We start from the raw sequence: 23,417 nt of genomic DNA on the forward strand, positions 1-23,417 counted from the left end.
ATATTTTTGCCATTTCCGTTTTCCTTGTCTGAATTGAACCACTCAGCAAGGGATACGTTTTTCAGGGGCAAGGTCAGAACGCCAGGCACCCGGCCGGCCGAGGTGGCGACGAAGCGGGAAGGGTCAAACGCCCGCGATGGGTTGCTCATGACGCGCTCCTGCTGACGGCTGGACTGCCACAGGCTGAAGCCGGGCTTGAATCCAAGCCTCCACGGCTGCCCCGTCGTACTTGATGGAACTACCGATCATGATGTGAGGGGGAATGTCGGCAGGGCTTTGCGCACGAAGCCGCTCGATGGTGGTGACCGACAGGCCCAGCCGTTTGGCAAGCCAGGCAGTCGATTGGAGAGAGTTGGGGGTCATTTTTTGTCCTTTGTAATGACAGCAGATATTTGCTGATCATTTGTTCGCGCCAAAGGTGACAAAAGATGACGGTTTGGGGCGGCTGAATGTTTTCAGCAGAATGAGACGACGGTTCATGACCGCTACTCTGTCCCTGACCTGCGATGGATATTTTTCACTGACACGGCTGGCACACCGACACGGATCAGGCGTGTTCGTGGTGCCGGTGTATCGGCTGTGCCGGTATCAACCATCAGGTGTTCGGGAGGTTGACCGCCTATTCACCAACGTACCGTGTCCCAATACCCAGCCGCTGACGGCAATCGGGTAGGCAGCGCTTAACGTGCCCCCACAGGTGTCACTGCTGCTTTGCCCGTGATACCCGCTGCGTCGGCTGCTCGAATCAGATCAGCCGAGCAGGCCGATGATGATGTCCACGATCAGGTTGTTTTGTTGCTGCACCAAGACGATATCGCCGCCGATTTGGGCGTAACGATAGCCGTATGGGGCCGGCGGCAGCAGGCGAATCACGGGCTGAGGCACCGCGTAAACCGTCACGCCCCTGGGCACAGGCTGGCCGACTTGCCAGTTTTTGGATTGCCCCGGAGACATGCAGCCATTGTGCTTTTTGGCCAGTCCCGGTGGGCAGTTTTTGCCATTGCCGTAGGTCTGGGTGTAGTACTGGCGCACAGAGGTACGTTGCCGGTCATCGAAGTAGCGGCCTTCCTTAATGTCTTCACGCTGACGCTTTTCGGCCTGCTTCTGATCCTTTTCATACTGCTTGTGATCATCCTTGCGATCCTTGGCATATTCTTTTTCAGCGTGTTTTTGGGCTTTTTGGTATTCCTTCTGCGCGTGTTTTCCCTCGCCATTTTCCTCGTCACCGTGGTCCTTGGCAAAGCTAGGAGCTGCCGCAAAAAAAAGGGAGGTTATGGCCAGCGCGACAATGCGGCGTGGGGTCGTGGAGTGCAGGAAGCGGGTCATTGTGGAATCCATTAAGTTCGAAATAAGCTCATCAGTTAGCTTCACGCGGCCACTGATCGGCGTCTGTAGGACGCGCCCGCATGTTACCGCCCCGCTTGGCTCGACTTGTTCGGGGCAGGGGGTAGCCGGCATTCCGACACGCAGCCGCCCTGTTCACCGTGCCGGTGTGCCAGTTGTGTCAGCAGGCGGTAAAGCTCGCCTTGAAAGCCTGCCTACCAAGTCCATATCCCGGCCGCAAAGCGTTGCCGAATCAAGTCGGAGTTGGGGGATATATTATTTTCATGGTTGATTCCAGCCATCCCATCAAGCCCAAAGCCCTTCATCAGCCTCGATGTGTCCTTTTCCTTGCGTTACCGGCGATAAGCCGCAAGGCCAATCGGCAATAACTGCCAAGCATCAGCATTTCACTTTACGCGCCCTATGACGGAAATCGTCATAGGGCTTTGCTTTGTCAAAACCAATTCACACCGCGAGCACACCATGCCCAAACACTATCCTGTCAATGAAGCCCTTGCCAGCCTTGAGTCGGCTGAACCCCGAGATAAGCACTAATTGCGTGTCGTGGCCGTTGGTTGATTTTGGCAATAGTTGCCGCCAGTTTGCCGGTAATCTCAATACCCAGGCGTGCGCCGGTTTTGTTCTGCACCATCTCAAATGTCTGTCCGCTTGAGCTTGAGCACATCAGCGGGCCGCTGCCCGGTCAGCAAAGCCATATCCATGGCATCCGCCACAGTGAAATGCGCCTGCGCCTTCACCTGGTCGAATTCCAAATCGGTGATGTACCTTGAGCGGCCAGTTTCCTTGAAGCCCTTCACGCCCTGGCATGGGTTTTGAGCGGCCGTGCCTTGTTGAAGAGGCGTCGCCAACGGGCGTCAGCGTGGCATCAGCGACGCGCGCACTGCGCCGCCCGATGCTGTTTACCCCAGCGAGTGGCGCGGCAGGTCGATGGTGAAAATGCATCCCGCACCCGGCACATCCCGAACGCTCAAGGTGCCGCCGTCGGCCTCGACACTTTTTCGGGCAATGGACAGGCCCAGGCCCATGCCCGTCCTGTCACCGCTGCGCTGACTGAACGGGGTGAACATCTTTTCGGCGTTTCCGGGGGGCAGGCCGCCGCAGTGGTCCTTCACATCGATCAAGATGCGCTCGCCTACGGCGTACGCCTCCAGCGTCACCTCGGTATGCCGGTGCGTGAACTTGAAGGCGTTGTGCAGCAAGTTCATCAGCGCAGCCAGCATCAGGTCGCGGTTGACCTCGATGCCCAGGCTTGGGTCCACGTGGGCCACGGTGAAACGGCACCCGCGCGTGGTCGCATCCAGGTCGGCGTCGCTTTTGGCGTCGGCGATGAAAGCCGCCAGCGAGATGGGCTGCGTTTGACCGGGCACTGCGCTTTTGACGGCCACCTCGGCCAGGGCGTTGCTGATGAGTCTGGCCATGGACGCAAGACTGCGCTTTAACACCGCGCCGGTGGCGCCTGCCAGGGTCAGGTTGCCCATCTCCATGGCTCTGACCGCAAGGCTTGCTGTTCCAAGCGCATTGCGCAGCTCGTGCATCAAAAAGCCGAACTGCTCGTTCTCCTGCAGGCTTTGCTGCACCATGAGGGCCGCGTCACGCTGGGCGCTGAATTCGCTCACGGCATCGGCCATGACATTGTCCAGGCAACGGTTCAAGGTTCGGTATTCGTCGATGCTGAAAGGCGCGTCCCGCTCGAAGGCCAGGTCCGTGATGGCCTGACACAAGTCGCCATAATCATGCACGACCTGGTCCACGCTGTAGCCCAGGTGCAGCAAGGCCTTGCCATGCGCCGCCGCAGTCAGCCCCATTTCAGACAACTTAGAGGCATCGCCGCCCGCCGGGCCGGAAATCTGAAGGCTGGTCGCGTCTTCATTGCGTTGCTCGGCCTTCAGTGTTCTGGTCAGCTGGTCGATGAACATCGGGATGCCGTTTTTCAATTGCTCCGTGGTGGCAGCCCGTTTCGGTCTTTGGGCGACCTTTTCAATGCACCTGGCAATCAGGTTGTCGCGATTATTGGCTAAAAATTCGTTCATCATGGGGTCGATATTCCTGGCGTTTCAAGCCGTTTGCTTGCGATGGACAGGCGCCACCGATTCTTTGATGACCCAGCACGCTCGCTGCGTCAATCCCGTGACGGCCAGAGCGAAACCGCCCCGGCCCTGTACCACGACGCTCAAGACATTTACTGCTTCTCGCTACTTAATTTATAGCTGCTTGCGCATGCTGTTAGTGCGCTAGAGGCATATTTGATGTTAAAAATATGTTTGCTGGCTAAAACGAATGCCAAGACTGTCGCGTCGAAGATTTGCCGCCGGACTCTACACGTTGACATGAAACATGTATGTGCGTTGGCGTACATACCTGGCGGGCGGGCGATGCCGGGTGCGCAGCGGATGCCCCGCCTGCGGACAAAAAAATGCACAACGGGCGTATCAACCTTAGGCGCAGAAAGGCCGGTGTCCTACCAATGCCCGCCGGGCGTTGGCTACCCTTGTTTATGCAGTTGAGAATCTATCTTGTTGAAGACAACCCGATCATTCTTAAATGGCTTGCCGAAGCGCTGGAGGAGCTGACCGATACCAAGGTGATCGGCTCGTCGGGGACTGAAGGCGAAGCATGCCGGTGGCTGAACGCACACAGGTTTTCCTGGGACGTGGCGGTGGTGGACCTGTGGCTGGCCCAGGGCAATGGCTTGCAGGTGATCAAGCACCTCAACCCGACGGATTCGCAGAAAATTGTCGTCCTGACGAATTACCCGACTCCGCAAATGCGCGAACTTTGCATGTCCGCGGGCGCCGATGCGTTTTTTGACAAGTCAACCGAGCTTGATGAGTTCACGACTTACGTGTTCGAGGAAGGCGCGCATCATCAGGATCCGCCAGAAGGTGAAAGCTTTTCTCGCTTGGCGAATTGAAAACACTGCCATGTGCGCGACTTCAAGCCGGTGCATTCGCCCAAGCCCCTTCACCGAACTTGGGGCTTTGCACATTTTTAAACCCGTGGCCAAGCCAGGTCCAGGTATTGGCCCACAGGTTCAGAAAACCCTTAGCAGACGTACTGCGACCAGTAGTAGGTGCTGATGGTCGGGTCGTAGCCAGGGTTGGAGACTTTGGCGATGTACAGCTTTCTGTCCGGGTAGGACACGACGCTGCCAGCCGCGTACTGCTTGCCCTCGTTCCAGTTCGAGGCGCTGCATGTTTGCGCTGCGGCCCGTGCCTGCGTCGGGGCTGCGGCTGCGGTCACAGCGCCGCCGCCGGCAGATTTAAAGATGTTGTAGAACTGGAAATCGGATTGCGCCACACCGCTGAATGAGCTCAGGTTGTTCGAGCCATTGTGGGCTTGCGCGCGGTCTCGCTGAAATGACCAGTAGGAAATAAGGCCCAGGCCGTTTTGCCTGGCAAAGTTGGCAACCGTTTGCGCATCGTCCAGGGTGAAGGTCGCGCCATCGTCGTTCTTGCCAATCATGGGCGTGATCCCCATCATGGCGTAGATCTGTCCCTGGGTCTTGCTCCGAAAGACCGATGTCATCTGGTTGGCCACGGCGCGGACCGTCATGAGCGATGCCTCGCCCACCGTGGAAGGCGACACCATGGTCCGCAGGTTATCGACGCCGAAGCTCTGCGTCATCACATTGACCATGTCGATTCGCACGCCTGCCTCCACGGTCGTGTTCAGCAAATTCATGGCATCGGAGCCAAGGCCCAGCAGCCAGCCTGGCAATGAAAAGGAAACATACAGGTCGGGATACTTCGCCTGGAGACGCGCCAGAACACGTGCTCTGCGGGCCGTGCCTTCCACATTCTTCAACTGGGGGCCTTCAATGTCGAAATCGAAGCGGCGGGTATTCGCGTCGCTCATCAGCTTTTCCATCAGGCTGAACAGCTGGTCGTCGTTCTTGCAGGCAATTTCGGCATACACGCCTTCCGCGCCGCCGAACGAAACAAGAAGTCGTCCGCCAGCCGCGACGAAATTGCGCGCATCGGGGAGCTTGTTCGTGAGATCGGTAACCAGGGCGCAGCTGCCGTTGGTGGTGGCAAATGCAAGGATTGCACTGTTCATGCCGACGGATTGCTTCGCATCAACCAACGAGCCGCCCCATGAATGAAAAAACGGGGTGACCTCGGTCGCGCTGGCTGCCTGGCCCAGGCAAAGCAAGAGGGCGCCAGTCAGGGCTTTGGTGATCGATTTGAATTGGGGACGTGAATGCATCATGTTGAATTTTGGGCGTGGAAGGATCATTTGATCCAATGAATGAACCGAATAACTGCGGATTAAACAGGAGCCTGACGTTCAGCCAGCGCTGAAAATTCAGTCTGGCGCCGGGCGACGAAGCCAAGGCAATGCACGCGCCATCAAGCAATGCTTTCCCCAGACTGCAATCCGTTCGAAAGTGGCAAATGAGCCGGTGAACGAAAAGTGAGCGGATTTTGTCTGTCGGGCTGTTGAGGGTCAACCCGAATGAGGTAACACACAGTTTCTATAGAAATAGCGAGTAACAGCAACATAGGGTGGCTATATCGCCGTGTATCAAGTCTGCTGCAAGGGCGCAAAAAACGTATTGCACGGACGCGGACGGGGGAAGAAACGGCTCCGCCGCGAGCCGGCAGTGCCTTTTCACCGCCTCCGAAACAAAGTATTTCTGTCCGTGATTGTGTTAACGCAGCGTGAACCGCCCGCAACAACTTGTTGCGATCCAGTAAAAATGAACTGAATCGATCCGCCTTGAAAGCGGCTGTTCAGTCTTGGCGGTTTTTCGCCCGTGCCTCGGCCAGCGCCGCCACCTGCCTGCAGGTCATCGCCGGAAAGTTCCGGCCCATGGTCTGATGATCAGGGTGTTTGCGAAGGAGTCTGCAGACAGGGCCGCAGGGAACAGCGCAAACCGTCGGGAATGCGCACCGCTTGGCCTGGCGTAACGGTTGAATAGACGACGATCCATCTGCTCTTGATTTGATAGCTAGTGGCCCGCCTGGAATATGCGCGGGAGCATGAATTTCATAGTGCATGCGAAGGCTGGCGCCCCCGATTGCTTAGGGTTGAACTAATTTCGTCAAGCGCGTTTTCAGCAGAACATGCGCCCTGCCCATGCCGAAAATGCTATCAAGCGCAAAGCCACACTCAAAACTGGCGGCCAAAGCTGCAACCCTGAACTATGAAAACCCTGACATGACTTCCATCGCGCGACCATCAACATGGCCGGCGCGGCCATCCCCATCACCGTGATGACGCTGGCGGCGGCGCACACGCTGGGCATCAGCGTCGACATTCCCACGGCATGGTTGCTGTGTGGTGGCTTCGCTGGCCGCCTGCGGGGGGTTCCGGCGTGGCGGGCGGCTCGCTGCTCGTGATTCCGATGGCGCTGAGCCTGTTCGGCATTTCGGCTGACGTGGCCATGCAGGTGGTGGCGACCGGCTTTGTCATCAGCGTGGTGCAGCAACTCGGCGGAAACCGCGCTCAATTCATTGACTGACGTCTTGTTCACGGCCGTCGCCTGTCTTTCAAGGCGACTGAAAGCCTTCTGCCCGGTAGGTCAGCACCAGCGTGTCGCGCACGCCGCCCTGGCGGTCCTGGCCGTCGGCCGGGAAGATCGGCGTGGTTTCGTGAATCACCCGCTCGTCGTCCATGAGCAGCGCCGTCAGCGGCTCCTGCATCAAAAAGCGCATGCCGTGCGGGCCGTGGGCATCGAAGACGCGGGTTTCGCCGCCTTTCACGCCGCGCCGCGCCACCAGCAACACGACGACGAAATCGACGCCGTCGCGGTGCGCGCCCTCGGGCGTCGGCCGGCCCACGCCTTCGGTGGTGTCGATGCGGAACTGGTGTGCCTCGATGAACCAGCGCGGCACCGCCTTGACCTGCGCGAACAGGCGGCCCAGGCTGGCCAGCAGTTCACGCCATGCCGGCGCCTCGGCCACGGCCGGCTCGACCGGGTCAAACCAGCGCTCAAAACCGCCATGCAGCGCGTTGTAGTCGGTTGGCTGCCAGTGCGCCCGGTGCGGCGTCTGCTCAAGCGTGCCGCTGGCCAGTTCCTGCACCAAGCAGGCATGGCGGCGGCGCCGGTAGTGGCCGCCATCCTTCAGGTGCGCGTCGGGCGGCAATCGGTCCCAGGAAGCGGTCAGGTCATTCCAGCCCTGCTGCCACTGCGGCGCATCGAGCTTCAGGCTGGCGGTGAGATCAGCTGGCGCAAGCAGGCTCAGTCCGTCCTGGCGCAGGGCCTGGTCGGCGGGTTTTTGAACGGTGGCAATATTGAACATGCTTGCTATTTTGCTTGATGCGGGCTAGACCGTGGCAGGCGGTTTGCGGGCTCTGGGCCATGCCGCGAGAAATGAATCCGACCTACATACAAGCCGTGCAAAGCTGCGGATAATGAGTTTTGATGTTTCAACCCAAGGAGGCGCATTCAATGCTGTACCGATTCAAGTCAAAAAATATGGGTGACGTGATCATGCTGGAGTCCAATGGCCGGCAGATGCTGGAAATCATCGGCAAGACGCCCGGCCCGCGCGGCATCATCCTGCCCGAGCAGATGCCAGCCGCCATCGAGGCGCTGAAGGCCGCGATCACGCTCGAAGAGTCGGGCGATGACAAGGACGGCGAAGGCCTGCCCGAAGGCGTCGGCCTGCACCAGCGCGCCAAGCCCTTCATCGACATGCTGCGCTGGAACATCAAGGCGGGCCAGGAAGTGGTCTGGGGCGTTTAAGCCTGCCCAAGCCGTCACTGCGCTGAACTGAAAAAGCCCCGGCAACGGGGCTTTTGTGCGTCTGGCGGCAAGCGCCTCGTCAATCCACCTTGGCCCCTGAGGTCTTCACCACCTTCGCCCATTTCACGTGTTCAGCGACTTGGCCGCTTCCTGCTGGATGCGGCTGATGACCTCTGGCGGCGTGCCGGCGGGTGCCAGCAGGCCGAACCAGGAGCTGGCCTCGAAGCCCTTGAGCGCCGGGCCGCCCGCCTCTTCAACCGTCGGCACATCGGGCAGCGCGGCCGAGCGCTGCGCGCTGGTCACGGCCAGCGCCTTGAGCTTGCTAGATTTGATCAGTTGCATTGACGAGGGCAGGTCGAACATCACATCCATGTCGCCGCCCGCCAGCGACATCAGGGCCGGGCCCGAGCCGCCGCAGGGGAAATGGATCATGTAGGTGCCGCTCATGGTCTTGAACAGCTCGCCAGCCATGTGGATCGAGGTGCCGTTGCCGCTGGACGCCATGTTCAGCTTGCCCGGGCTGGCCTTGGCCACGCGGATGAAATCGGCCACGTTGTTGATCCCGGCAGCCCTGGCTTTTTCGGCGTTCACGACCATGACATTGGGAACGCCGGCCACCAGCGTGATCGGCGAAAGTCCTTTTGCGGATCGAAAGCCAATTTGCTGTAAAGCGCCTTGTTGATGCCGTGCGTGCCGACGGTTCCCATCAGCAGCGTGTAGCCGTCGGGCGCCGACTTGGCCACCACGTCGGCGCCAATGTTGCCGCCCGCGCCGGCGCGGTTTTCCACCACGAAGGGCTGGCCAAAGGCCTTTTGCAATTCGGGCGCCATCGCGCGGGCCAGGATGTCGGTGGTGCCGCCGGGCGCAAACGGCACCACGATCTTGACCGGGCGCGCCGGCCATGTGCTCTGGGCCATGACCGGATTTGCTACATAAATAATAGCTGTCAGTGCAATGTAAATAAGCGCGGAACGGCGATTTGGCTTGAAAAAATGCATCAACAGGGTCTCCGTTTGTGTTGTGGGGCAACCTTAGCCTTGGCGGGCGGCACTTTCAACAGGGTTAATCCGGGCATGAAAAAAGCCGCCAGGCATTCACCGGGCGGCTTGATGGAACGCGCAGGGCGTGTCAGTCGGCGAACTTGCCGCCGGCTTCAATCACCGGCTTGAGCTTGCTGATCTCGGACGTCACGAAAGCCTTGTGCGCGGCAGGCTCGACACGGTTGTCGGCCACCACCACGGCGCCCAGGCCTTCCTGTTTCTTGATGAAGTCGGGGTCTTTGAGCGCCTTTTTCAAAGCGGCGTTGATCTGCGCCAGCACGGCAGGCGGCGTGCCCTTGGGCGCGTACAGGCCGTGCCAGATCGTCAGGTCAAAACCCTTCAGGCCCGCCTGCTGCAGGGTCGGTAGGTCCTTGAGCAGCTTGTTGCTGGTCAGGGGCTTGGATGTCGTGACCGCATAGGCCTTGACGCGGCCGGCTTCGATCTGGCCGGTGGTGTTGGTGGTCTGGTCGCACATCATGTCCACCTGGCCGCCGACCAGCGCATTCATGGCCGGCGCGGTGCCGCCGAACGGAATCGTCGTCATCGCCTCCGTGGCATTGATGGCCGACTGCCACATCAGGCCGCACAGGTGCGAGGCTGATCCCAGCCCGGCATGGGCGATGTTGAGCTTGCCGGCATTGGCGCGGATGTAGGCTTCGAGTTCGCGGTAGTTCTTGGCTTCAAGCTGCGGCTTGCCGATCAGCGTCATCGGCACTTCGTTGATCAGGCCGAGGTATTCGAAGTCTTCCAGCGGCTTGAACTGCAGCTTGCGGTACAGGCTGGGCGAGGACGCCATGCCGATGTGGTGCAGCAGCAGCGTGTGGCCGTCGGGCGACGCCTTGGCCACCTTGTTGGCGCCAATCGTGCCGCCGGCGCCGTTGACGTTTTCCACCACGAAGTTGGCGCCGCCGCCCATGGACTTGCGCATGGCTTCGGCCAGGTCGCGCGCCACGCGGTCGGTCGGGCCGCCTGCGGCAAAGGGCACGACGAAGGTGATGGGCTTGGAGCCGGGAAAGGTTTGGGCGCCGGCCGAGAAAGCCGAAAAAGCCGAGAGGAGGGTGACCGCAGCGGCGGCAAGAACTGACAGGCGTTTCATGAACATTTCCTTGGAATGAAGGGTGTAGTCTAGATGCGGACCTGGTCCAGCGCATCGCGGAAACTACTTAGGAATCTGCGATCTCCCGGCTGCAAACCCTTGGTGCACGACGCCAGCAAGGACATAGAGGCATCAGGCCCGTGCCGCGCATGCACATGGGCTGCCCTCAGCGCATTTCGAACAGTTCCTGGTGGAAGTCCTCAGGCGCCAGCCCGGCTGCCACGAAGTCCCGGCGCAGGGCCTGTCCAAAGGTGCCGGGACCGCAGAACCAGATGCTGGCCGACGGCCACTCGGGCACTGCAGCGCGGATGCGCGCTGCATTCAGCCTGCCGTCCGTCCTGCTGACCAGCAGGTGCAGGCGCACGTTGGCGGCCCGGGCATCGGCTTTGAGCTTGTCGATGGCGGCCTGCTCGTAATCGGCGGTGGTGTGGAAAAGGTCGATGACTTGGTACCCCGGCGCGTTGGCCAGCGTCTTCAGGCGGGCGACAAAAGGCGTGATGCCGATACCGCAGCCGACCCATATCTGGCGCGGACGCGGGTCGATAAAATTGAAGCATCCATAAGGGCCTTCGACGGTCACTGCGTCGCCTGTTTTCAAGCGCTGCTGCAGGCTGCTCGTGTGGTCGCCCAGCGCCTTGGTGATGAACACGATGCGCCTGTCGCCAGTCCATGCCGAGGCGATGGTGTAGGGTGGGCGCCTTCGCGCCGGTCGGAGGTCACGAATGCAAATTGCCCGGCCTCATGCCCGCTCCAGCCTTCCTGCAGCTTGATGGCCGTCTCAAGTACGCGCAATTCGGGGTAGTAGGTCAGCGATTCGATCGTGCCCTTGGTCTGGCGGCCCGCGCCGATGCGGCCGGACAGGGACATCAGCGCCGCCACTGTGCCGCCCGCCATCAACAGCGCCATGACAACGCCAATCGGCTGGGTCCAATAGCTGAACTTCATCAGCACCACCGAGTGAAATACCAGCACCAGATAGACCACGGCCAGCCACTTGTGCAGCTTGACGAACTGGCGGTACGGAAAGCGTTTGATCAGGGCCAGTGCAATCAGCACCACGGCCGCATAAAAGGCCCATTCACCCAGCGACTCGGCCAGGTCGCGCTGGCTGCGAAAGAATTGCTCAATCGGACCGACTACCTCACCTTGTGCCCGTTGCCCCCGCGCCGGGCGTACCAGCCAGCCCCAGCCCACCATCCACTTCGCCCCCTGCGCCCATAACCAGTGCGTGATGGCAAGGACCAGGCCCGCGATGCCCAGCCACTTGTGCAGGCGATACATCTTGTCAAGCCCGTCCAGTCGCGGCTCCAGCCATTTCGGTCTGGCGGCAAGCCACACGGCCGCACTCATGGCGCCGATGCCGATGACGCCGGTGTATTGAATGAACACGCCACGCAGCGAAAAGAAGTTAACTGTGGATGGCACAAACGTATCGGCCAGCAGCCACAGCGCTGAGCACGCGGCCAGCAAGGCCCAGAAAGTGAGTTGGATGCGCTTCATGTTCGGTCTTTCATGGTTCCCGACGGGTCGTTTGCGGACGCCTCGAAAGCAGGTATCCCATGTTCAGGGTGCGTGCTTCAGCAGCCTCCTTGCCTGGGCCGCCAAGGCCGACAGGGCGTTTGACCTCCGTTGGGTAGGGCCGACACATAGGTTGTCCGATAACACAGACGCATCGCACAAGACCAGCTTGCGGGTCTCGAAGCACCACGGCGCTTGCCCATGGCGGACATGAGTTTATGCAGGTGCATCCTGGCGCGCATTGATGTATCTCAACGTCAGGCAGGAGCCGTTCCCGCCCGCGCAGGAATCACGCGATGCACCGGGAGCCTGGCCGGCTGATTCAGCACTGCTATTTTTTTCAATAGCATGTTGTGCGGTTTATGAAAGGGCTTGAAGCTGATTTGATGATGAATCCGCTGCGCTTGCTGATAAGTTTTTCACCACTCTGGCAAGCTCGGCAGATACGAAGCGGGAGTGGGTTTTTTGCAAGTCCGGATCGAAATGGAAACGAAATTATTGATAGCTGCGCGCGTCCTCGATGACCTTGCCGTCGTTCGGAAGGCTGCCGGGGGTCAGCAGCTGCACCGTGCCGCGCAGCTTGGTGACATCGCGAATCGCGTCGCTGATGCGCTGGTCCAGCCCGGATGGCGAAGACGTGGTTTCAACCTGCAGCGCCATGCTGTCGTTCGCCATCTCGCCGCTGACCACCAGGCGGGCCTTGATGACCTCGGGAAAGCGCCTGGCAATCTCGGCCACCTGCGCTGGATGCACGAACATGCCGCGCACCTTGGTGGTCTGGTCGGCCCGGCCCATCCAGCCCTTGATGCGGGTGTTGGTGCGCCCGCTCGGGCAGGCGCCCGGCAAGACCGCCGACAGGTCGCCGGTGCCGAAGCGGATCAGCGGGTAATCAGCGTTGAGCGTGGTGACGACCAGTTCGCCGACTTCGCCTTCGGGCACCGGCTCGCCGGTGCCGGGACGCACGATCTCGACGATCACGCCTTCGTCGATCACCAAGCCTTCACGCGCCTCGGTTTCATAGGCAATCAGCCCCAGGTCGGCGGTGGCATAGCACTGGTAACCGGCAATGCCGCGCTCGGCCAGCCAGTCGCGCAGGGACGGCGGAAAGGCTTCGGCCGACACCAGCGCCTTGGTCACGCTGGGCAGTGCCACCTTCATCTCGGCGGCTTTCTCGACAATGATTTTGAGAAAACTCGGCGTGCCGATATAGCCCGCCGGTTTCAGCTCGGCCATGGCCTGCACCTGCTGCTCGGTCTGGCCGGTGCCGCCCGGGAACACGGTGCAGCCCAGCGCATGCGCGCCGCTTTCCATCATCGAGCCGGCCGGTACGAAGTGGTAACTAAAGCAGTTGTGCGCCAGCTCGCCGGGACGGAAACCCGCCGCGTACAGCGCGCGCGCCATGCGCCAGTAGTCGCGCCGCGTGCCTTCGGGTTCGTACATCGGGCCGGGGCTAGAAAACACGCGAGGCATGGCGGCGCCAAAACCCAGCGTGCTGAAGCCGCCGAACACGTTTTCAGCCCGCTGCGCCTGCTGGCGCGCCAGCAACTCGTGCTTGCGTGTCACCGGCAGCGCGGCCAGGGCGGCGCGACTGGTGATGGTGGCCGGGTCGATGCCAGCCAGGATGTCGGCAAAAGCCGGCGAGGCGGTGCGGGCGTGGGCGATCTGCGCGGGCAGGGCGGCGAGCAGGGCCGCTTCGCGTTCGGCCGGGGCGCGGGTTTCCAGCGCATCCATGTGGAGTGATGTCATGAAAGGGTGTTGGGTTGAGCGTTAAAGCACGCGGGGGCACGGGTTGAAGTCATTGGCGCAGGCGACAACCCCAGGCCAGCCAGGGCCGCAGGCGCAGCAGCCCATGTTTGTTCGGAATAAGCGTAGAGCGCGTTGCGAGTAGCGTGGAGGGCGGCGGTTTCATACCAGCCAGGGCCGCGGAACCGGCTTTGCCGGGCCGCAGGCGCAGCGGCCCCCTCGGGGGGCAGGAAGCCACACGCAGTGGGCGACCGTGGGGGTCTTCCACCCGGGGCCATCTAGGCCAGCCAGCGCTTGCGGCGCTTGTAGCTTTTCACGTCCTTGAAGCTCTTGCGCTCACCACCGCCCACGCCGAGGTAGAACTCTTTCACGTCCTCGTTGTTGGCCAGGTCGCTGGCCACACCGTCCATCACCACCCGACCCGACTCCATGATGTAGCCGTAGTCGGAGTACTTCAGGGCCATGTTGGTGTTCTGCTCGGCCAGCAAAAAGGTGACTTTTTCCTTGGTGTTCAGGTCCTTGACGATGTTGAACACTTCTTCGACGATCTGCGGCGCCAGGCCCATCGACGGCTCGTCGAGCAGCACCATGCTCGGGTTGGTCATGATGGCGCGGCCAATCGCGCACATCTGCTGCTCGCCGCCCGAGGTGTAGGCGGCTTGACTGGTGCGGCGCGTCTTCAGGCGCGGAAAGTAGGTGTAGACCTTTTCCAGGTTGGCGGCAATCTCGCCCTTATTGCTTCGCGTGTAGGCGCCAGTCAGCAGGTTTTCCTCGATGCTCAGGTGGGCAAAGCAGTGCCGGCCTTCCATGACCTGCACCACGCCGCGCTGCACCAGGTCAGCGGGCGACAGGTTCTCGATGCGCTCGCCGCGCAGCTCAATCGAGCCCTTGGTGACAGCGCCGCGCTCGCCCTGCAGCAGGTTGGAAATGGCGCGCAGCGTCGTGGTCTTGCCCGCGCCGTTGCCGCCCAGGATGGCGACGATCTTGCCCTCGGGCACCTGTAGCGAGACGCCCTTGAGGACCAGGATCACGTGGTTGTAGATCACCTCGATGCCGTTGACGTTCAGAACGATTTTTTTGGTTTCCATAGGGTTTCTCTTGTCAATCTGTCTGTGCCAGGTGAAAGGACTGCCCGCAGACCTTTCACCTGGCGGCTCCCGGGGGAGCCGCACAGGGTCAAGTCATCAGGACTGGCAGTCGGCTGCCGTGCGGCGTGTCAGCTTCTTGTCGGCCAGGTACTTGTCGGCGCCGGTTTTCACCAGCGGCTTGATGATCTGGTCGTCCGACTGGTACCAGTCGGAACTCATCGCCCACTTCTTGCCGTCCCAGGTCTGCACGCGCGCCCAAGTCGAACCCATGTGGTCGGCGCAGCTGGTCGAAATCGGGCGCATCAGGCCGGAAAAACCCAGAGCGTCAAGCCTTTTCTGGTCGAGCGACAGGTTTTCCAGGCCCCAGCGCACCTGTTCGCCGGTCATGACCTTGCCCTTGCCGAAACGCTCCTGCGCCCGGCGCACGGCCTCGATGCTCAGCATCTGGATGATCACGCCGCGGGTGTACAGCACCGAGCCGACTTCGTCCTTTGGTCCCGTGCCCTGGCCCTTGTCATGCACGTTTTTCATGATGTCCTGAATGACCTTGGACTCGGTGCCCGAGCCATTGAGCGCGAGCGCTTGGTAGCCCTTGGCGCCTTCGCCAACGTCGCGCACATCCGGCTCGGCGCCAGCCCACCACACGCCGTACAGCTTGTCGCGCGGAAAGCCGGTGGCCTGCGCTTCCTTCAGGGCGGTGGAGTTCATCACGCCCCAGCCCCAGAGCAGCACATAGTCAGGCCGGCTCTGGCGCACCTGCAGCCAGGCGGCTTTCTGCTCGACGCCGGGCGCGGTGACCGGCAGCATCTGCAGCTCGAAGCCATGCATCTTGGCCCGCTCCTGCAGCAGCGGAATCGGCTCCTTGCCGAACGGGCTGTCGTGGTAGACCAGCGCGATTTTCTTGCCCTTGAGCTTGTCCAGGCCGCCGGCGCTCTTGCCAATGTGCTGGATCAGGATGTCGGCGGCGGTCCAGTAGCTGCCCATCAGCGGAAAGTTCCACTTGAAGGCCTGGCCGTCCTGCGCCACCGACAGGCCATAGCCCAGCGTGATCAGCGGGATTTTGTCGGTCGGAACTTTTTCGGTCAGCGCAAAGGTGATGCCGGTGGCCTGCGGGTCGATCAGTGCCACGCCGGGTTTGTTTTTCAGGCGTTCGTAGCATTCGACGCCCCGGTCGGTGGCATAGCCGGTTTCGCATTCTTCAAAGGTGATCTTGACGCCGTTGATGCCGCCGTCGCGGGCATTGACCATCTTGATGTAGTCCTGCTTGCCGTTGGCCCAGGGCGTGCCGTTGGGTGCGTAGGGTCCGGTGCGGTAGGACAGCAGCGGGAAGAACTGCTCCTTGGCCTGCGCGAAGGCGCTGGTGGACAGCGACGCCGCCCCGGCAGCGACCACGGCTGCGGCAACGACGAGTTTAGAAAGCTTCATGGATGTCTCCTTGGAATAAAAGTGTTGAAGCACGGTGAAAAAACGAAGGTCTTGCAAAGAATGCATTCAGTGGGGGAAGGGCCAAAGACGCAGTTTCTGTTTGGCCATCGACCACAGCCGGGCCAGGCCATGCGGCTCGACGATCAGGAACCAGACGATCAGGCCGCCGAAAATCATCAGCTCGGCATGCGACACGCCGGCGGTCGAAATCTCGATGCCGAACATTCCCATGAAGGCCGGCAGGAAGCGGTTCAGGGCAATCGGCAGCACGACGATGAAGGCCGCGCCAAAGAAGCCGCCCATGATCGAGCCCAGGCCGCCGATGATCACCATGAACAGCAAACGGAACGAGATCTCGACCGAGAACGCCGCCGGCTCCCACGAACCGAGGTGCACGAAGGCCCACAGCGCGCCGGCCATGCCGATGATGAAGGAGCTGACCGCAAAGGCGCTGAGCTTGGCGTACATGGGGCGGATGCCGATGACGGAAGCCGCCACGTCCATGTCGCGGATCGCCATCCATTCGCGACCGATGGCGCCGCGCACCAGGTTCTTGGCCAGCAGCGCGACGATCACCAGGAGGGTCAGGCAAAACAGGTACTTGGACACCGGGCTCTGGATCGGCAGGCCGAACACCTGCAACTGGCTGACCGACACCGAACCCGAGGCCGAATCGTTGGTCAGCCACTTGATACGCAAAAACATCCAGTCGCTGAAGAACTGCGCCGCCAGCGTGGCCACCGCCAGGTACAGGCCCTTGACGCGCAGGCTGGGCAGGCCGAACAAAATGCCGAAGGCCATGGCGCAAAAACCACCCAGGATGACCGTCGGGATCAATGGCATGCCGGGAATGCGCACGAAGAAGTTGTACGCGCCGTAGGCACCGACCGCCATGAAGGCGCCGGAGCCAAGCGAAATCTGGCCGCAATAGCCGACCAGGATGTTCACCCCGATGGCCGCCAGCGACATGATGCACAGCGGAATCAAGATCGAGGCGTAGAAGTAGTCGCTGGCCATCAGCGGCACGGCGACAAAAGCAAACAGCAGCATCAGGCCAATGGCGATGCGGTCCTGCGTGATCGGGAAGATCTGCTGGTCAGCCCGGTAGGTCGTCTTGAACTGGCCGTTTTCGCGGTAGAGCATGGGGTTTCCTTGTTCTTCTTTTTATTCAGGTCAGACACGGTCGATGATTTTTTCACCGAACAGGCCTTGTGGACGGAACAGCAAAAACACCAGTGCCAGCACATAGGCGAACCAGATCTCGATGCCGCCGCCGACAAACGGGCCCAGATAGACCTCGGACAGCTTCTCGCCCACGCCAATGATCAACCCGCCCAGAATCGCGCCGGGCACCGAGGTCAGGCCGCCCAGGATCACCACCGGCAGCGCCCGCAGCGCAATCGTCGTCAGCGAGAACTGCACGCCCAGCTTGGAGCCCCAGATCATTCCGGCGACCAGCGCCACGACGCCGGCCACGCACCAGACGATGACCCAGATGCGGTTGAGCGGAATGCCGATCGACTGCGCCGCCTGGTGGTCGTCGGCCACGGCGCGCAGGGCGCGGCCGGTGGTGGTTTTCTGGAAGAAGATGCTCAGCAGGATGACCATGCTGGCGGCGATGGCGGCGGCAATCACGTCTTCCTTGTTGATCAGGATGCCGCCTGGAAACACCGAGTCCAGCATGAAGATCGGGTCTTTCGGCATGCCGATGTCGATCTTGTAGATGTCGCTGCCAAACAGTGTCTGACCCAGACCTTCAAGGAAATAAGCAATGCCCAGCGTGGCCATCAAGAGCGTCGCGCCTTCCTGATTCACCAGATGGCGCAGCACCAGCCGCTCGATCAGCCATGCGACGACGAACATCAGCACGGCGGCAATCGCAAACGCAATCAGGTTGGCGACGAACAGGTTGTCGATGCCGGTCCATCTCGGAATCCACTCCGAGAACCGCGCCATCGCCAGCGCCGCGAACAGCACCATTGCGCCCTGCGCGAAGTTGAACACGCCCGATGCCTTGTAGATCAGCACGAAGCCGAGCGCGACCAGTGAATACAGCATGCCGGCCATCAGGCCGCCAATCAAGGTTTCAAGAAAAAATGCCATCTAATCAAACTCCTAAAGATTCAGTGCAGCGCAGCACACGAAGTGGCAAGCGGGGGCAACATCCCACCCCAGCAGGGGCCGCGGGACTGGCTTTGCCAGACCGCAGGCGCAGCGGCCCCCTCGGGGGGCAGCGCAGTACGCGAAGCGACAAGCGTGGGGGTCATATCAGTGGCTGGTGCCGAGGTAGGCGCTGATCACGTCCGGATTGGCGCGGACTTCTTCGGGCTCGCCGTCGCCGATCTTCTTGCCGTAGTCGAGCACCACGACGCGGTCGGAAATGTCCATCACCACGCCCATGTCGTGCTCAATCAGCACGATGGTGGTGCCGAATTCCTCGTTCACGTCGAGGATGAAACGGCACATGTCCTGCTTTTCCTCGACGTTCATGCCGGCCATGGGTTCGTCGAGCAGCAGCACCTGCGGCTCCATCGCCAGCGCGCGGCCCAGGTCGACGCGCTTTTGCAGGCCGTAAGGCAGCTGGCCGACCGGCGTCTTGCGAAAGGCCTGGATTTCCAGGAAATCGATGATGCCTTCGACAAACTCGCGATGGCGGGTTTCCTCGCGCTCGGCCGGGCCGATGCGCAGCGCCTGCAGCAGCAGGTTGCTTCTGATCTTCAGGTTGCGCCCGGTCATGATGTTGTCGATCACGCTCATGCCCTTGAACAGCGCCAGGTTCTGGAAAGTCCGGGCCACGCCCATTTCGGCCACCTGGCGAGAGGACATGTGCGAGAACTTCTTGCCACGGAAGGTGATCGAGCCTTCCTGCGGCGTATAGACGCCGTTGATGCAGTTGAGCATCGAGCTTTTGCCGGCGCCGTTGGGGCCGATGATGGAGCGTATTTCGTGCTCCTTCACGTTGAAGGAAATGTCGGTCAGCGCCTTGACGCCGCCAAAACGCAGGCTGATGTTGTTGACGTCCAAAATGACGTCGCCGGTCTTCTTTTTTGTCATGGTTTTTTGTTCAAGCAGCGGCCTGGACCGGGGTAAAGGTTTTGGCATCAAGCAGCTTGAGCGTGGCGCTGACGCTGCCGGTGCGGCCGTCCTCGAACTTGACGACGGTTTCGATGAACTGCTCGGCGCGCCCGGCATACAGCGCCTCGACCAGCACGCCGTACTTGTCGGCGATGAAGCCGCGTCGCACCTTGTTGGTCCGCGTCAGTTCGCCGTCGTCGGCGTCGAGTTCCTTGTGCAGGATCAAAAAGCGGCTGACCTGGCTGCCGGCCAGCAGCGCATCGCTGGCCAGGTCGGCATTGACCTTCTCGACGCATTCCTTCATGAGCTGGTACACCTCGGGCTTTTGCGCCAGGTCGGTGTAGCCGGCATAGGGCAGGTTGCGCCGCTCGGCCCAGTTGCCCACGGCGTCGAAGTCGATGTTGATCATGACGCAGACGCGGTCGCGCTTGTCGCCCAGCGCCACGACTTCCTTGATGAAGGGGAAGAACTTGAGCTTGTTCTCGACATACTTGGGCGCGAACATCGCGCCGTCGTTGACGCCACCCTTGATGCGGCCCACGTCTTTCACGCGGTCGATGATCTTGAGGTGGCCGTGCGCGTCGAGAAAGCCGGCGTCGCTGGTGTGGTACCAGCCGTCGGCGGTCAGCACCTCGGCCGTGGCGGTTGGATTTTTATAGTATTCCTTGAGCAGACCGGCCGACTTGACCATGATCTCGCCGTTGTCGGCGACCTTGATCTGCACGCCGCGAATCGGCACGCCCACGGTGTCGGCGCGCGCCTGGTTGTCAGGCTGCAGGCAGACGAACACGGCGGTCTCGGTCGAGCCGTAGAGCTGCTTCAAGTTGATGCCGATCGAGCGGTAAAAGCTGAACAGGTCGGGGCCGATGGCTTCGCCGGCGGTGTAAGCCACGCGCACCCGGCTGAACCCCAGGTTGTTGCGCAGCGGGCCATAGACCAGCACATTGCCGATGGCGTATTTCAGCCGGTCCAGCGCGCCGACCGACTCGCCGTTCATCAGCGCCGGCCCGACGCGACGGGCGACGTTCATGCAGGCCTCGAACATCTTGCGCTTGAGCGTGCCGGCGTCTTCCATGCGGATCATCACGCTGGTCAGCAGGCCTTCGAACACACGCGGCGGCGCAAAGTAGTAGGTCGGCCCGACTTCCTTCAGGTCAATCGTCACGGTGCTGGCCGACTCGGGGCAGTTGACCACGTAGCCGCAGGCCAGCCACTGGGCGTAGCTGAAGATGTTCTGGCCGATCCAGGCAGGCGGCAAATAGGCCAGCACTTCCTCGGCACTCGTCAGCTTGTCGAATTCGGCCCCGGCCGTGGCGCGGTCGAGCAGCGTGCTGTGGGTGTGCACCACGCCCTTGGGGTTGCCGGTGGTGCCGGAGGTGAAGAACATCGCAGCCACGTCACCCGGCTTGACTTTTTCGATTTCGCTGCGGAACCACTGCGGCTGAAGGCTTGCAAAAGCGGCGCCTGTCTCGATCAGCGCATCGAGCGATTGCAGGCCGGGTTCGCTGTAGGTCCGAAGGCCGCGCGGGTCGTCGTAGTAGATGTTCGAGATCTGCGGGCAGCGGTCGCGGATTTCGACCAGCTTGTCGACCTGCTCCTGGTCCTCGACCATGGCAAAGCGCACTTCGGCATTGTTCAGCGGAAACACGCATTCGGCGCCGACCGCATCCTGGTACAGCGGCACCGGAATCGCGCCCAGCGACTGCACCGCCAGCATGGTGGCGTACAGGCGCGGGCGGTTGGCGCCAATCACCACCATGTGCTCACCGCGCGTGAGGCCTGCCTGGTGCAGTCCTGCCGCCAGCTGCTCGACCAGGCCGGCCAGGGCGGACCAGCTGTGGGCCTGCCAGATGCCATATTCTTTTTCGCGCATGGCCGGCGCTGCCGGGCGCTCGGCGGCATGCTTGAGCAGCAATTGGGGGAACGTGGTCTGCATCCGGTCCTTGTCTTCAGGTTGGGCAGCTTTTTTTCATGAAAGCTGGTAGTAGGTGATGAATAGTAGGACCGCATTTGACGTCCGCTTGTCATTGCAATGACAATTTACGGGTAAGTCCTACTGGGGTCTGCCCGTGGTTCGTTGCCTTTATCGGATAAAGCGGCCTCTGCGCGAAACCATGTTGAGTTCTACAAAGCGCGAGGCACTCCGGGCAGAGTCGGTGAAGCTCACCTCAAAGCCGCCCAGGTCGTAACGCTTCATCGCCCAGGCGCTGTCGATAAAACTGCCGCGCGTGGGGCTGCGCCCGGCCCGGCGCAGCACTTCGGCAAAAACCCGGGCATTGACATAACCCTCCAGCGCCAGGTGCGACGGCTCCAGCGCCACGCCTGCGGTCTTCCAGGCCTGCTGGAATTCGCGCACCAGCGGCAGCACATTGTTCCCCGGCAAGGGCATGACCTGCGACACGGTGATGCCGGTGGCGTCATCACCCATGGCTTTCAGCGTGGCGGCGGCGCCCATGACCGACAGGGCGTAAAGCTGCAGTCCCTTGCGCTGCTGGCGAATGGCTTTTACAAAATTGACAGTAGGTTTTCCTGCCAGGCCCATGATGACGGCTTCGGGCTGGGAGCCGGCAATTCTGGCCGCCGCTGCGGTGGCGTCCGACGAATCATTTTCAACGGTGGCGATGGCCGTTTCTGTCAATTTGCTGCTGGCAATGTGCTGCCTGGCCACGCTGGCAACGTCCTTGCCGAAGGCGTTGTTCTGGTGAACGATGGCGATGCGCTTGATGCCGATGGTGGCCAGGTGCTGCACCAGATACGCTGTTTCGTCGGCATAACTGGCGCGGATATTGAATACATTGCGGGCGTTCTTGGGACGGGCCGACAAGGCACCGGTAAAGGGTGCAAAAAACGGGATGCCTGACGCCATGACCTGCGGCAGCATGGCTTCGACCATCGGGGTGCCCAGGCAGTTGAAGATGGCAAAGCAACTGCGCTCCGCAATAAAACCCTTCGCGTTGGCCAGTGCGCGCTGCACGTCGTAGCCATCGTCAACCGCGTTGAGCTCAATAAGGCGGCCATAGATGCCGCCCTGGGCATTGATGGCTGAAAAGTAGGCTCTCGCCCCCATGGTTCATGGCCTGGCCGAGGTCGCCGAGCGGCCCCGTCAGGTCGGTGGACTGGAAAATCCTCAGCGGGCCGGTGTCATCCGCATGCAATGGTGTGTGAATGGCAATGGGCCATGCGGCCAGAGCCCCCGGAACACCCCTGCGCGACAGTGTTGCTAGCGCGGCGTGAAAGCGGGCGGTGTAGGGGACGGGTATGAAATGGGTCATCTTTTCAGGGGTTGGGTGGAGGTTGGGGCAGCCTGAAGCGTGCCGATGGTAGGCTTTCAATTGACATTTAATTGTCTATATGACGACAATCCAAGGGTTTCCCTTTTTCTTTTCCTGCTGGAAGAAACCTTCACGATCCATGTCAACTGACCTGACCCTTCACCAGCGCCGCAGACTGCCCACGCCGGACGAATTGCTGGGCATTCCGTGGCTGGCCCTGCTGCGGCCGGATGAACGCGCGCGCGCCGTGACGAGCCTGCTGGTGGGCGATGCGCAGGCCGGCGACTATGTGTGCCGCGTCGGCAAGCCGGTGACCTACTGGTTCGGCGTGGTCGAAGGACTGCTCAAGATGAGCGCCGACAATGCCCAGGGCCTGACCATGACCTTTGCCGGCGTGCCGCCCGGCGGCTGGTTTGGCGAAGGCACGGCGCTCAAGCATGAGCCCTACCGCTACAACATCCAGGCGCTGCGCAAAAGCGTGGTGGCCGGTTTGCCGGTTGAAAGCTTCCACTGGCTGCTTAACCATTCCATCGGCTTCAATCGCTTCGTGATGAACCAGCTCAACGAGCGCCTGGGCCAGTTCATTTCTGCCCGCGAGATCGACCGCATGAACAACCCCGACCAGCGCGTGGCGCGCAGCCTGGCAGCGCTGTTCAATCCGGTGCTCTATCCCGGCGTGGGCGAGGTGCTGCGCATCACGCAGCAGGAGATGGCCTACCTGGTCGGCCTGTCGCGCCAGCGGGTCAACGAGTCACTGCGAACGCTGGAGGCGCAGGACATTATTCGCGTTGAATACGGCGGCCTGCGGGTGCTCGACCTCAAGGCGCTGCGCTGCGGCATTTTTTAAGAAAAAAGTACGCTTTGCGCAGGTTGCGCATGTGTTTTTAGCTATTAAATTAATAGCGTTGACGGTTGAATGCGCCATCGCAGCCGGCGACAGCATTTTTACGCTTTCTTTACGCGGCGCCAGCGTTCTTCTACCCCGTTTTTATACCTCCACGGCTAACCTTCCTCCATCGTTTTACGTGGGAGAAGGTTGATGGATATGGTCTATGTCGCAGGGCTGCTCCTGCTGTGGGGCCTGATGGCGCTGCTGGTCCGGGGTTTCAAAAAACTCGATAAGCC

The 23,417-nt window shown here is 61.2% G+C and carries 20 protein-coding genes and 2 pseudogenes; 4 read left to right on the top strand and 18 right to left on the bottom strand.

Annotated elements, in window-relative coordinates; genetic code table 11:
* Window positions 1–123 precede the first annotated feature (123 nt).
* The 4 genes from ACP7AD_RS15045 to ACP7AD_RS15060 all read right to left on the bottom strand — a co-directional run bounded on the left by ACP7AD_RS15045 (window position 124) and on the right by ACP7AD_RS15060 (window position 3,377).
* Window positions 124–363 carry a helix-turn-helix transcriptional regulator gene (locus tag ACP7AD_RS15045; RefSeq protein ID WP_426148562.1) on the bottom strand — a complete coding sequence of 80 codons (240 nt, stop codon included), beginning with the start codon at window positions 361–363 and terminating at the stop codon, window positions 124–126.
* Between the two features lie 387 nt (window positions 364–750).
* The gene (locus ACP7AD_RS15050) at window positions 751–1,326 is read right to left on the bottom strand and encodes an RcnB family protein (RefSeq protein ID WP_426148563.1); all 576 of its coding nucleotides are present in this window, start codon (window positions 1,324–1,326) and stop codon (window positions 751–753) included.
* Between the two features lie 499 nt (window positions 1,327–1,825).
* Window positions 1,826–1,975, bottom strand: coding sequence for a hypothetical protein (locus ACP7AD_RS15055; protein WP_426148564.1), 150 nt, complete (start codon window positions 1,973–1,975; stop codon window positions 1,826–1,828).
* Window positions 1,976–2,243: 268 nt separating this feature from the next.
* The gene (locus ACP7AD_RS15060) at window positions 2,244–3,377 is read right to left on the bottom strand and encodes a sensor histidine kinase (protein ID WP_426148565.1); all 1,134 of its coding nucleotides are present in this window, start codon (window positions 3,375–3,377) and stop codon (window positions 2,244–2,246) included.
* A gap of 461 nt (window positions 3,378–3,838) precedes the next feature.
* Between ACP7AD_RS15060 and ACP7AD_RS15065 the strand changes: the two genes are divergently transcribed.
* Window positions 3,839–4,255 (top strand): response regulator, encoded by a 417-nt coding sequence (locus ACP7AD_RS15065; RefSeq protein WP_426166200.1) that lies wholly within the window; start codon window positions 3,839–3,841, stop codon window positions 4,253–4,255.
* Between the two features lie 131 nt (window positions 4,256–4,386).
* On the opposite strand, the gene ACP7AD_RS15070 is transcribed toward ACP7AD_RS15065, so the two are convergent.
* Window positions 4,387–5,400, bottom strand: a complete 1,014-nt coding sequence (locus ACP7AD_RS15070; protein WP_426148567.1) for a hypothetical protein — start codon at window positions 5,398–5,400, stop codon at window positions 4,387–4,389.
* A 1,118-nt stretch (window positions 5,401–6,518) separates the two neighbouring features.
* Here ACP7AD_RS15070 and ACP7AD_RS15075 point away from each other — a divergent pair.
* A pseudogene (locus tag ACP7AD_RS15075) lies at window positions 6,519–6,845 on the top strand (cation:dicarboxylate symporter family transporter); the annotation flags it as partial.
* On the opposite strand, the gene ACP7AD_RS15080 reads toward ACP7AD_RS15075, so the two are convergent.
* On the bottom strand, window positions 6,837–7,589 hold the full coding sequence (locus tag ACP7AD_RS15080) for a 2OG-Fe dioxygenase family protein (protein ID WP_426148568.1): 753 nt from the start codon (window positions 7,587–7,589) through the stop codon (window positions 6,837–6,839). The pseudogene ACP7AD_RS15075 and the gene ACP7AD_RS15080 overlap by 9 nt on opposite strands.
* A gap of 149 nt (window positions 7,590–7,738) precedes the next feature.
* Between ACP7AD_RS15080 and ACP7AD_RS15085 the strand changes: the two genes are divergently transcribed.
* On the top strand, window positions 7,739–8,035 hold the full coding sequence (locus tag ACP7AD_RS15085) for a DUF1840 domain-containing protein (protein WP_426148621.1): 297 nt from the start codon (window positions 7,739–7,741) through the stop codon (window positions 8,033–8,035).
* A 79-nt stretch (window positions 8,036–8,114) separates the two neighbouring features.
* Here ACP7AD_RS15085 and ACP7AD_RS15090 read toward each other — a convergent pair.
* The 12 genes and pseudogenes from ACP7AD_RS15090 to ACP7AD_RS15145 all read right to left on the bottom strand — a co-directional run bounded on the left by ACP7AD_RS15090 (window position 8,115) and on the right by ACP7AD_RS15145 (window position 22,087).
* A pseudogene (locus ACP7AD_RS15090) lies at window positions 8,115–9,033 on the bottom strand (Bug family tripartite tricarboxylate transporter substrate binding protein).
* Window positions 9,034–9,163: 130 nt separating this feature from the next.
* Window positions 9,164–10,171 carry a tripartite tricarboxylate transporter substrate-binding protein gene (locus ACP7AD_RS15095; protein WP_426148569.1) on the bottom strand — a complete coding sequence of 336 codons (1,008 nt, stop codon included), beginning with the start codon at window positions 10,169–10,171 and terminating at the stop codon, window positions 9,164–9,166.
* A gap of 166 nt (window positions 10,172–10,337) precedes the next feature.
* A complete protein-coding gene (locus ACP7AD_RS15100) occupies window positions 10,338–10,820 on the bottom strand; it encodes a hypothetical protein (RefSeq protein ID WP_426148570.1) in 483 nt (160 codons plus the stop codon).
* Entirely contained in the window at window positions 10,766–11,671 is a 906-nt protein-coding gene (locus ACP7AD_RS15105) for a ferredoxin reductase family protein (protein ID WP_426148571.1), read from the bottom strand. The genes ACP7AD_RS15100 and ACP7AD_RS15105 overlap by 55 nt, the downstream gene beginning before the upstream one ends.
* Before the next feature lie 513 nt (window positions 11,672–12,184).
* Complete coding sequence (locus tag ACP7AD_RS15110) at window positions 12,185–13,435, bottom strand: phenylacetate--CoA ligase family protein (RefSeq protein WP_426148572.1); 1,251 nt, start codon at window positions 13,433–13,435, stop codon at window positions 12,185–12,187.
* A gap of 275 nt (window positions 13,436–13,710) precedes the next feature.
* A complete protein-coding gene (locus ACP7AD_RS15115; RefSeq protein WP_426148573.1) occupies window positions 13,711–14,520 on the bottom strand; it encodes an ABC transporter ATP-binding protein in 810 nt (269 codons plus the stop codon).
* Between the two features lie 96 nt (window positions 14,521–14,616).
* Entirely contained in the window at window positions 14,617–15,945 is a 1,329-nt protein-coding gene (locus ACP7AD_RS15120; protein WP_426148574.1) for an ABC transporter substrate-binding protein, read from the bottom strand.
* A 66-nt stretch (window positions 15,946–16,011) separates the two neighbouring features.
* Window positions 16,012–17,088: a branched-chain amino acid ABC transporter permease gene (locus tag ACP7AD_RS15125; RefSeq protein WP_426148575.1), complete on the bottom strand. Its 1,077-nt coding sequence runs from the start codon at window positions 17,086–17,088 to the stop codon at window positions 16,012–16,014.
* Between the two features lie 30 nt (window positions 17,089–17,118).
* A complete protein-coding gene (locus tag ACP7AD_RS15130; RefSeq protein ID WP_426148576.1) occupies window positions 17,119–18,048 on the bottom strand; it encodes a branched-chain amino acid ABC transporter permease in 930 nt (309 codons plus the stop codon).
* A gap of 165 nt (window positions 18,049–18,213) precedes the next feature.
* Complete coding sequence (locus ACP7AD_RS15135; protein WP_426148577.1) at window positions 18,214–18,999, bottom strand: ABC transporter ATP-binding protein; 786 nt, start codon at window positions 18,997–18,999, stop codon at window positions 18,214–18,216.
* Between the two features lie 10 nt (window positions 19,000–19,009).
* Window positions 19,010–20,956, bottom strand: a complete 1,947-nt coding sequence (locus ACP7AD_RS15140) for an AMP-dependent synthetase/ligase (protein ID WP_426148578.1) — start codon at window positions 20,954–20,956, stop codon at window positions 19,010–19,012.
* 147 nt (window positions 20,957–21,103) lie between these two features.
* Entirely contained in the window at window positions 21,104–22,087 is a 984-nt protein-coding gene (locus ACP7AD_RS15145) for an ABC transporter substrate-binding protein (protein ID WP_426148579.1), read from the bottom strand.
* A 344-nt stretch (window positions 22,088–22,431) separates the two neighbouring features.
* Between ACP7AD_RS15145 and ACP7AD_RS15150 the strand changes: the two genes are divergently transcribed.
* Window positions 22,432–23,139 (top strand): Crp/Fnr family transcriptional regulator, encoded by a 708-nt coding sequence (locus ACP7AD_RS15150; RefSeq protein WP_426148580.1) that lies wholly within the window; start codon window positions 22,432–22,434, stop codon window positions 23,137–23,139.
* Window positions 23,140–23,417: the final 278 nt, after the last annotated feature.

Origin of the sequence: Polaromonas sp. DSP2-3-2b2 (assembly GCF_049895905.1) — a bacterium.
In the GTDB taxonomy this organism is placed as follows: Bacteria; Pseudomonadota; Gammaproteobacteria; order Burkholderiales; family Burkholderiaceae_C; genus Polaromonas.

Coding starts and splice junctions, on each gene's coding strand:
- ACP7AD_RS15070 (WP_426148567.1), bottom strand. CDS start 5,400: ATGAACAGTGCAATCCTTGCATTTGCCACCACCAACGGCAGCTGCGCC.
- ACP7AD_RS15140 (WP_426148578.1), bottom strand. CDS start 20,956: ATGCAGACCACGTTCCCCCAATTGCTGCTCAAGCATGCCGCCGAGCGC.
- ACP7AD_RS15145 (WP_426148579.1), bottom strand. CDS start 22,087: ATGGGGGCGAGAGCCTACTTTTCAGCCATCAATGCCCAGGGCGGCATC.
- ACP7AD_RS15080 (WP_426148568.1), bottom strand. CDS start 7,589: ATGTTCAATATTGCCACCGTTCAAAAACCCGCCGACCAGGCCCTGCGC.
- ACP7AD_RS15045 (WP_426148562.1), bottom strand. CDS start 363: ATGACCCCCAACTCTCTCCAATCGACTGCCTGGCTTGCCAAACGGCTG.
- ACP7AD_RS15115 (WP_426148573.1), bottom strand. CDS start 14,520: ATGGAAACCAAAAAAATCGTTCTGAACGTCAACGGCATCGAGGTGATC.
- ACP7AD_RS15050 (WP_426148563.1), bottom strand. CDS start 1,326: ATGACCCGCTTCCTGCACTCCACGACCCCACGCCGCATTGTCGCGCTG.
- ACP7AD_RS15135 (WP_426148577.1), bottom strand. CDS start 18,999: ATGACAAAAAAGAAGACCGGCGACGTCATTTTGGACGTCAACAACATC.
- ACP7AD_RS15110 (WP_426148572.1), bottom strand. CDS start 13,435: ATGACATCACTCCACATGGATGCGCTGGAAACCCGCGCCCCGGCCGAA.
- ACP7AD_RS15060 (WP_426148565.1), bottom strand. CDS start 3,377: ATGATGAACGAATTTTTAGCCAATAATCGCGACAACCTGATTGCCAGG.
- ACP7AD_RS15085 (WP_426148621.1), top strand. CDS start 7,739: ATGCTGTACCGATTCAAGTCAAAAAATATGGGTGACGTGATCATGCTG.
- ACP7AD_RS15065 (WP_426166200.1), top strand. CDS start 3,839: ATGCAGTTGAGAATCTATCTTGTTGAAGACAACCCGATCATTCTTAAA.
- ACP7AD_RS15095 (WP_426148569.1), bottom strand. CDS start 10,171: ATGAAACGCCTGTCAGTTCTTGCCGCCGCTGCGGTCACCCTCCTCTCG.
- ACP7AD_RS15130 (WP_426148576.1), bottom strand. CDS start 18,048: ATGGCATTTTTTCTTGAAACCTTGATTGGCGGCCTGATGGCCGGCATG.
- ACP7AD_RS15150 (WP_426148580.1), top strand. CDS start 22,432: ATGTCAACTGACCTGACCCTTCACCAGCGCCGCAGACTGCCCACGCCG.
- ACP7AD_RS15105 (WP_426148571.1), bottom strand. CDS start 11,671: ATGAAGCGCATCCAACTCACTTTCTGGGCCTTGCTGGCCGCGTGCTCA.
- ACP7AD_RS15120 (WP_426148574.1), bottom strand. CDS start 15,945: ATGAAGCTTTCTAAACTCGTCGTTGCCGCAGCCGTGGTCGCTGCCGGG.
- ACP7AD_RS15055 (WP_426148564.1), bottom strand. CDS start 1,975: ATGGTGCAGAACAAAACCGGCGCACGCCTGGGTATTGAGATTACCGGC.
- ACP7AD_RS15125 (WP_426148575.1), bottom strand. CDS start 17,088: ATGCTCTACCGCGAAAACGGCCAGTTCAAGACGACCTACCGGGCTGAC.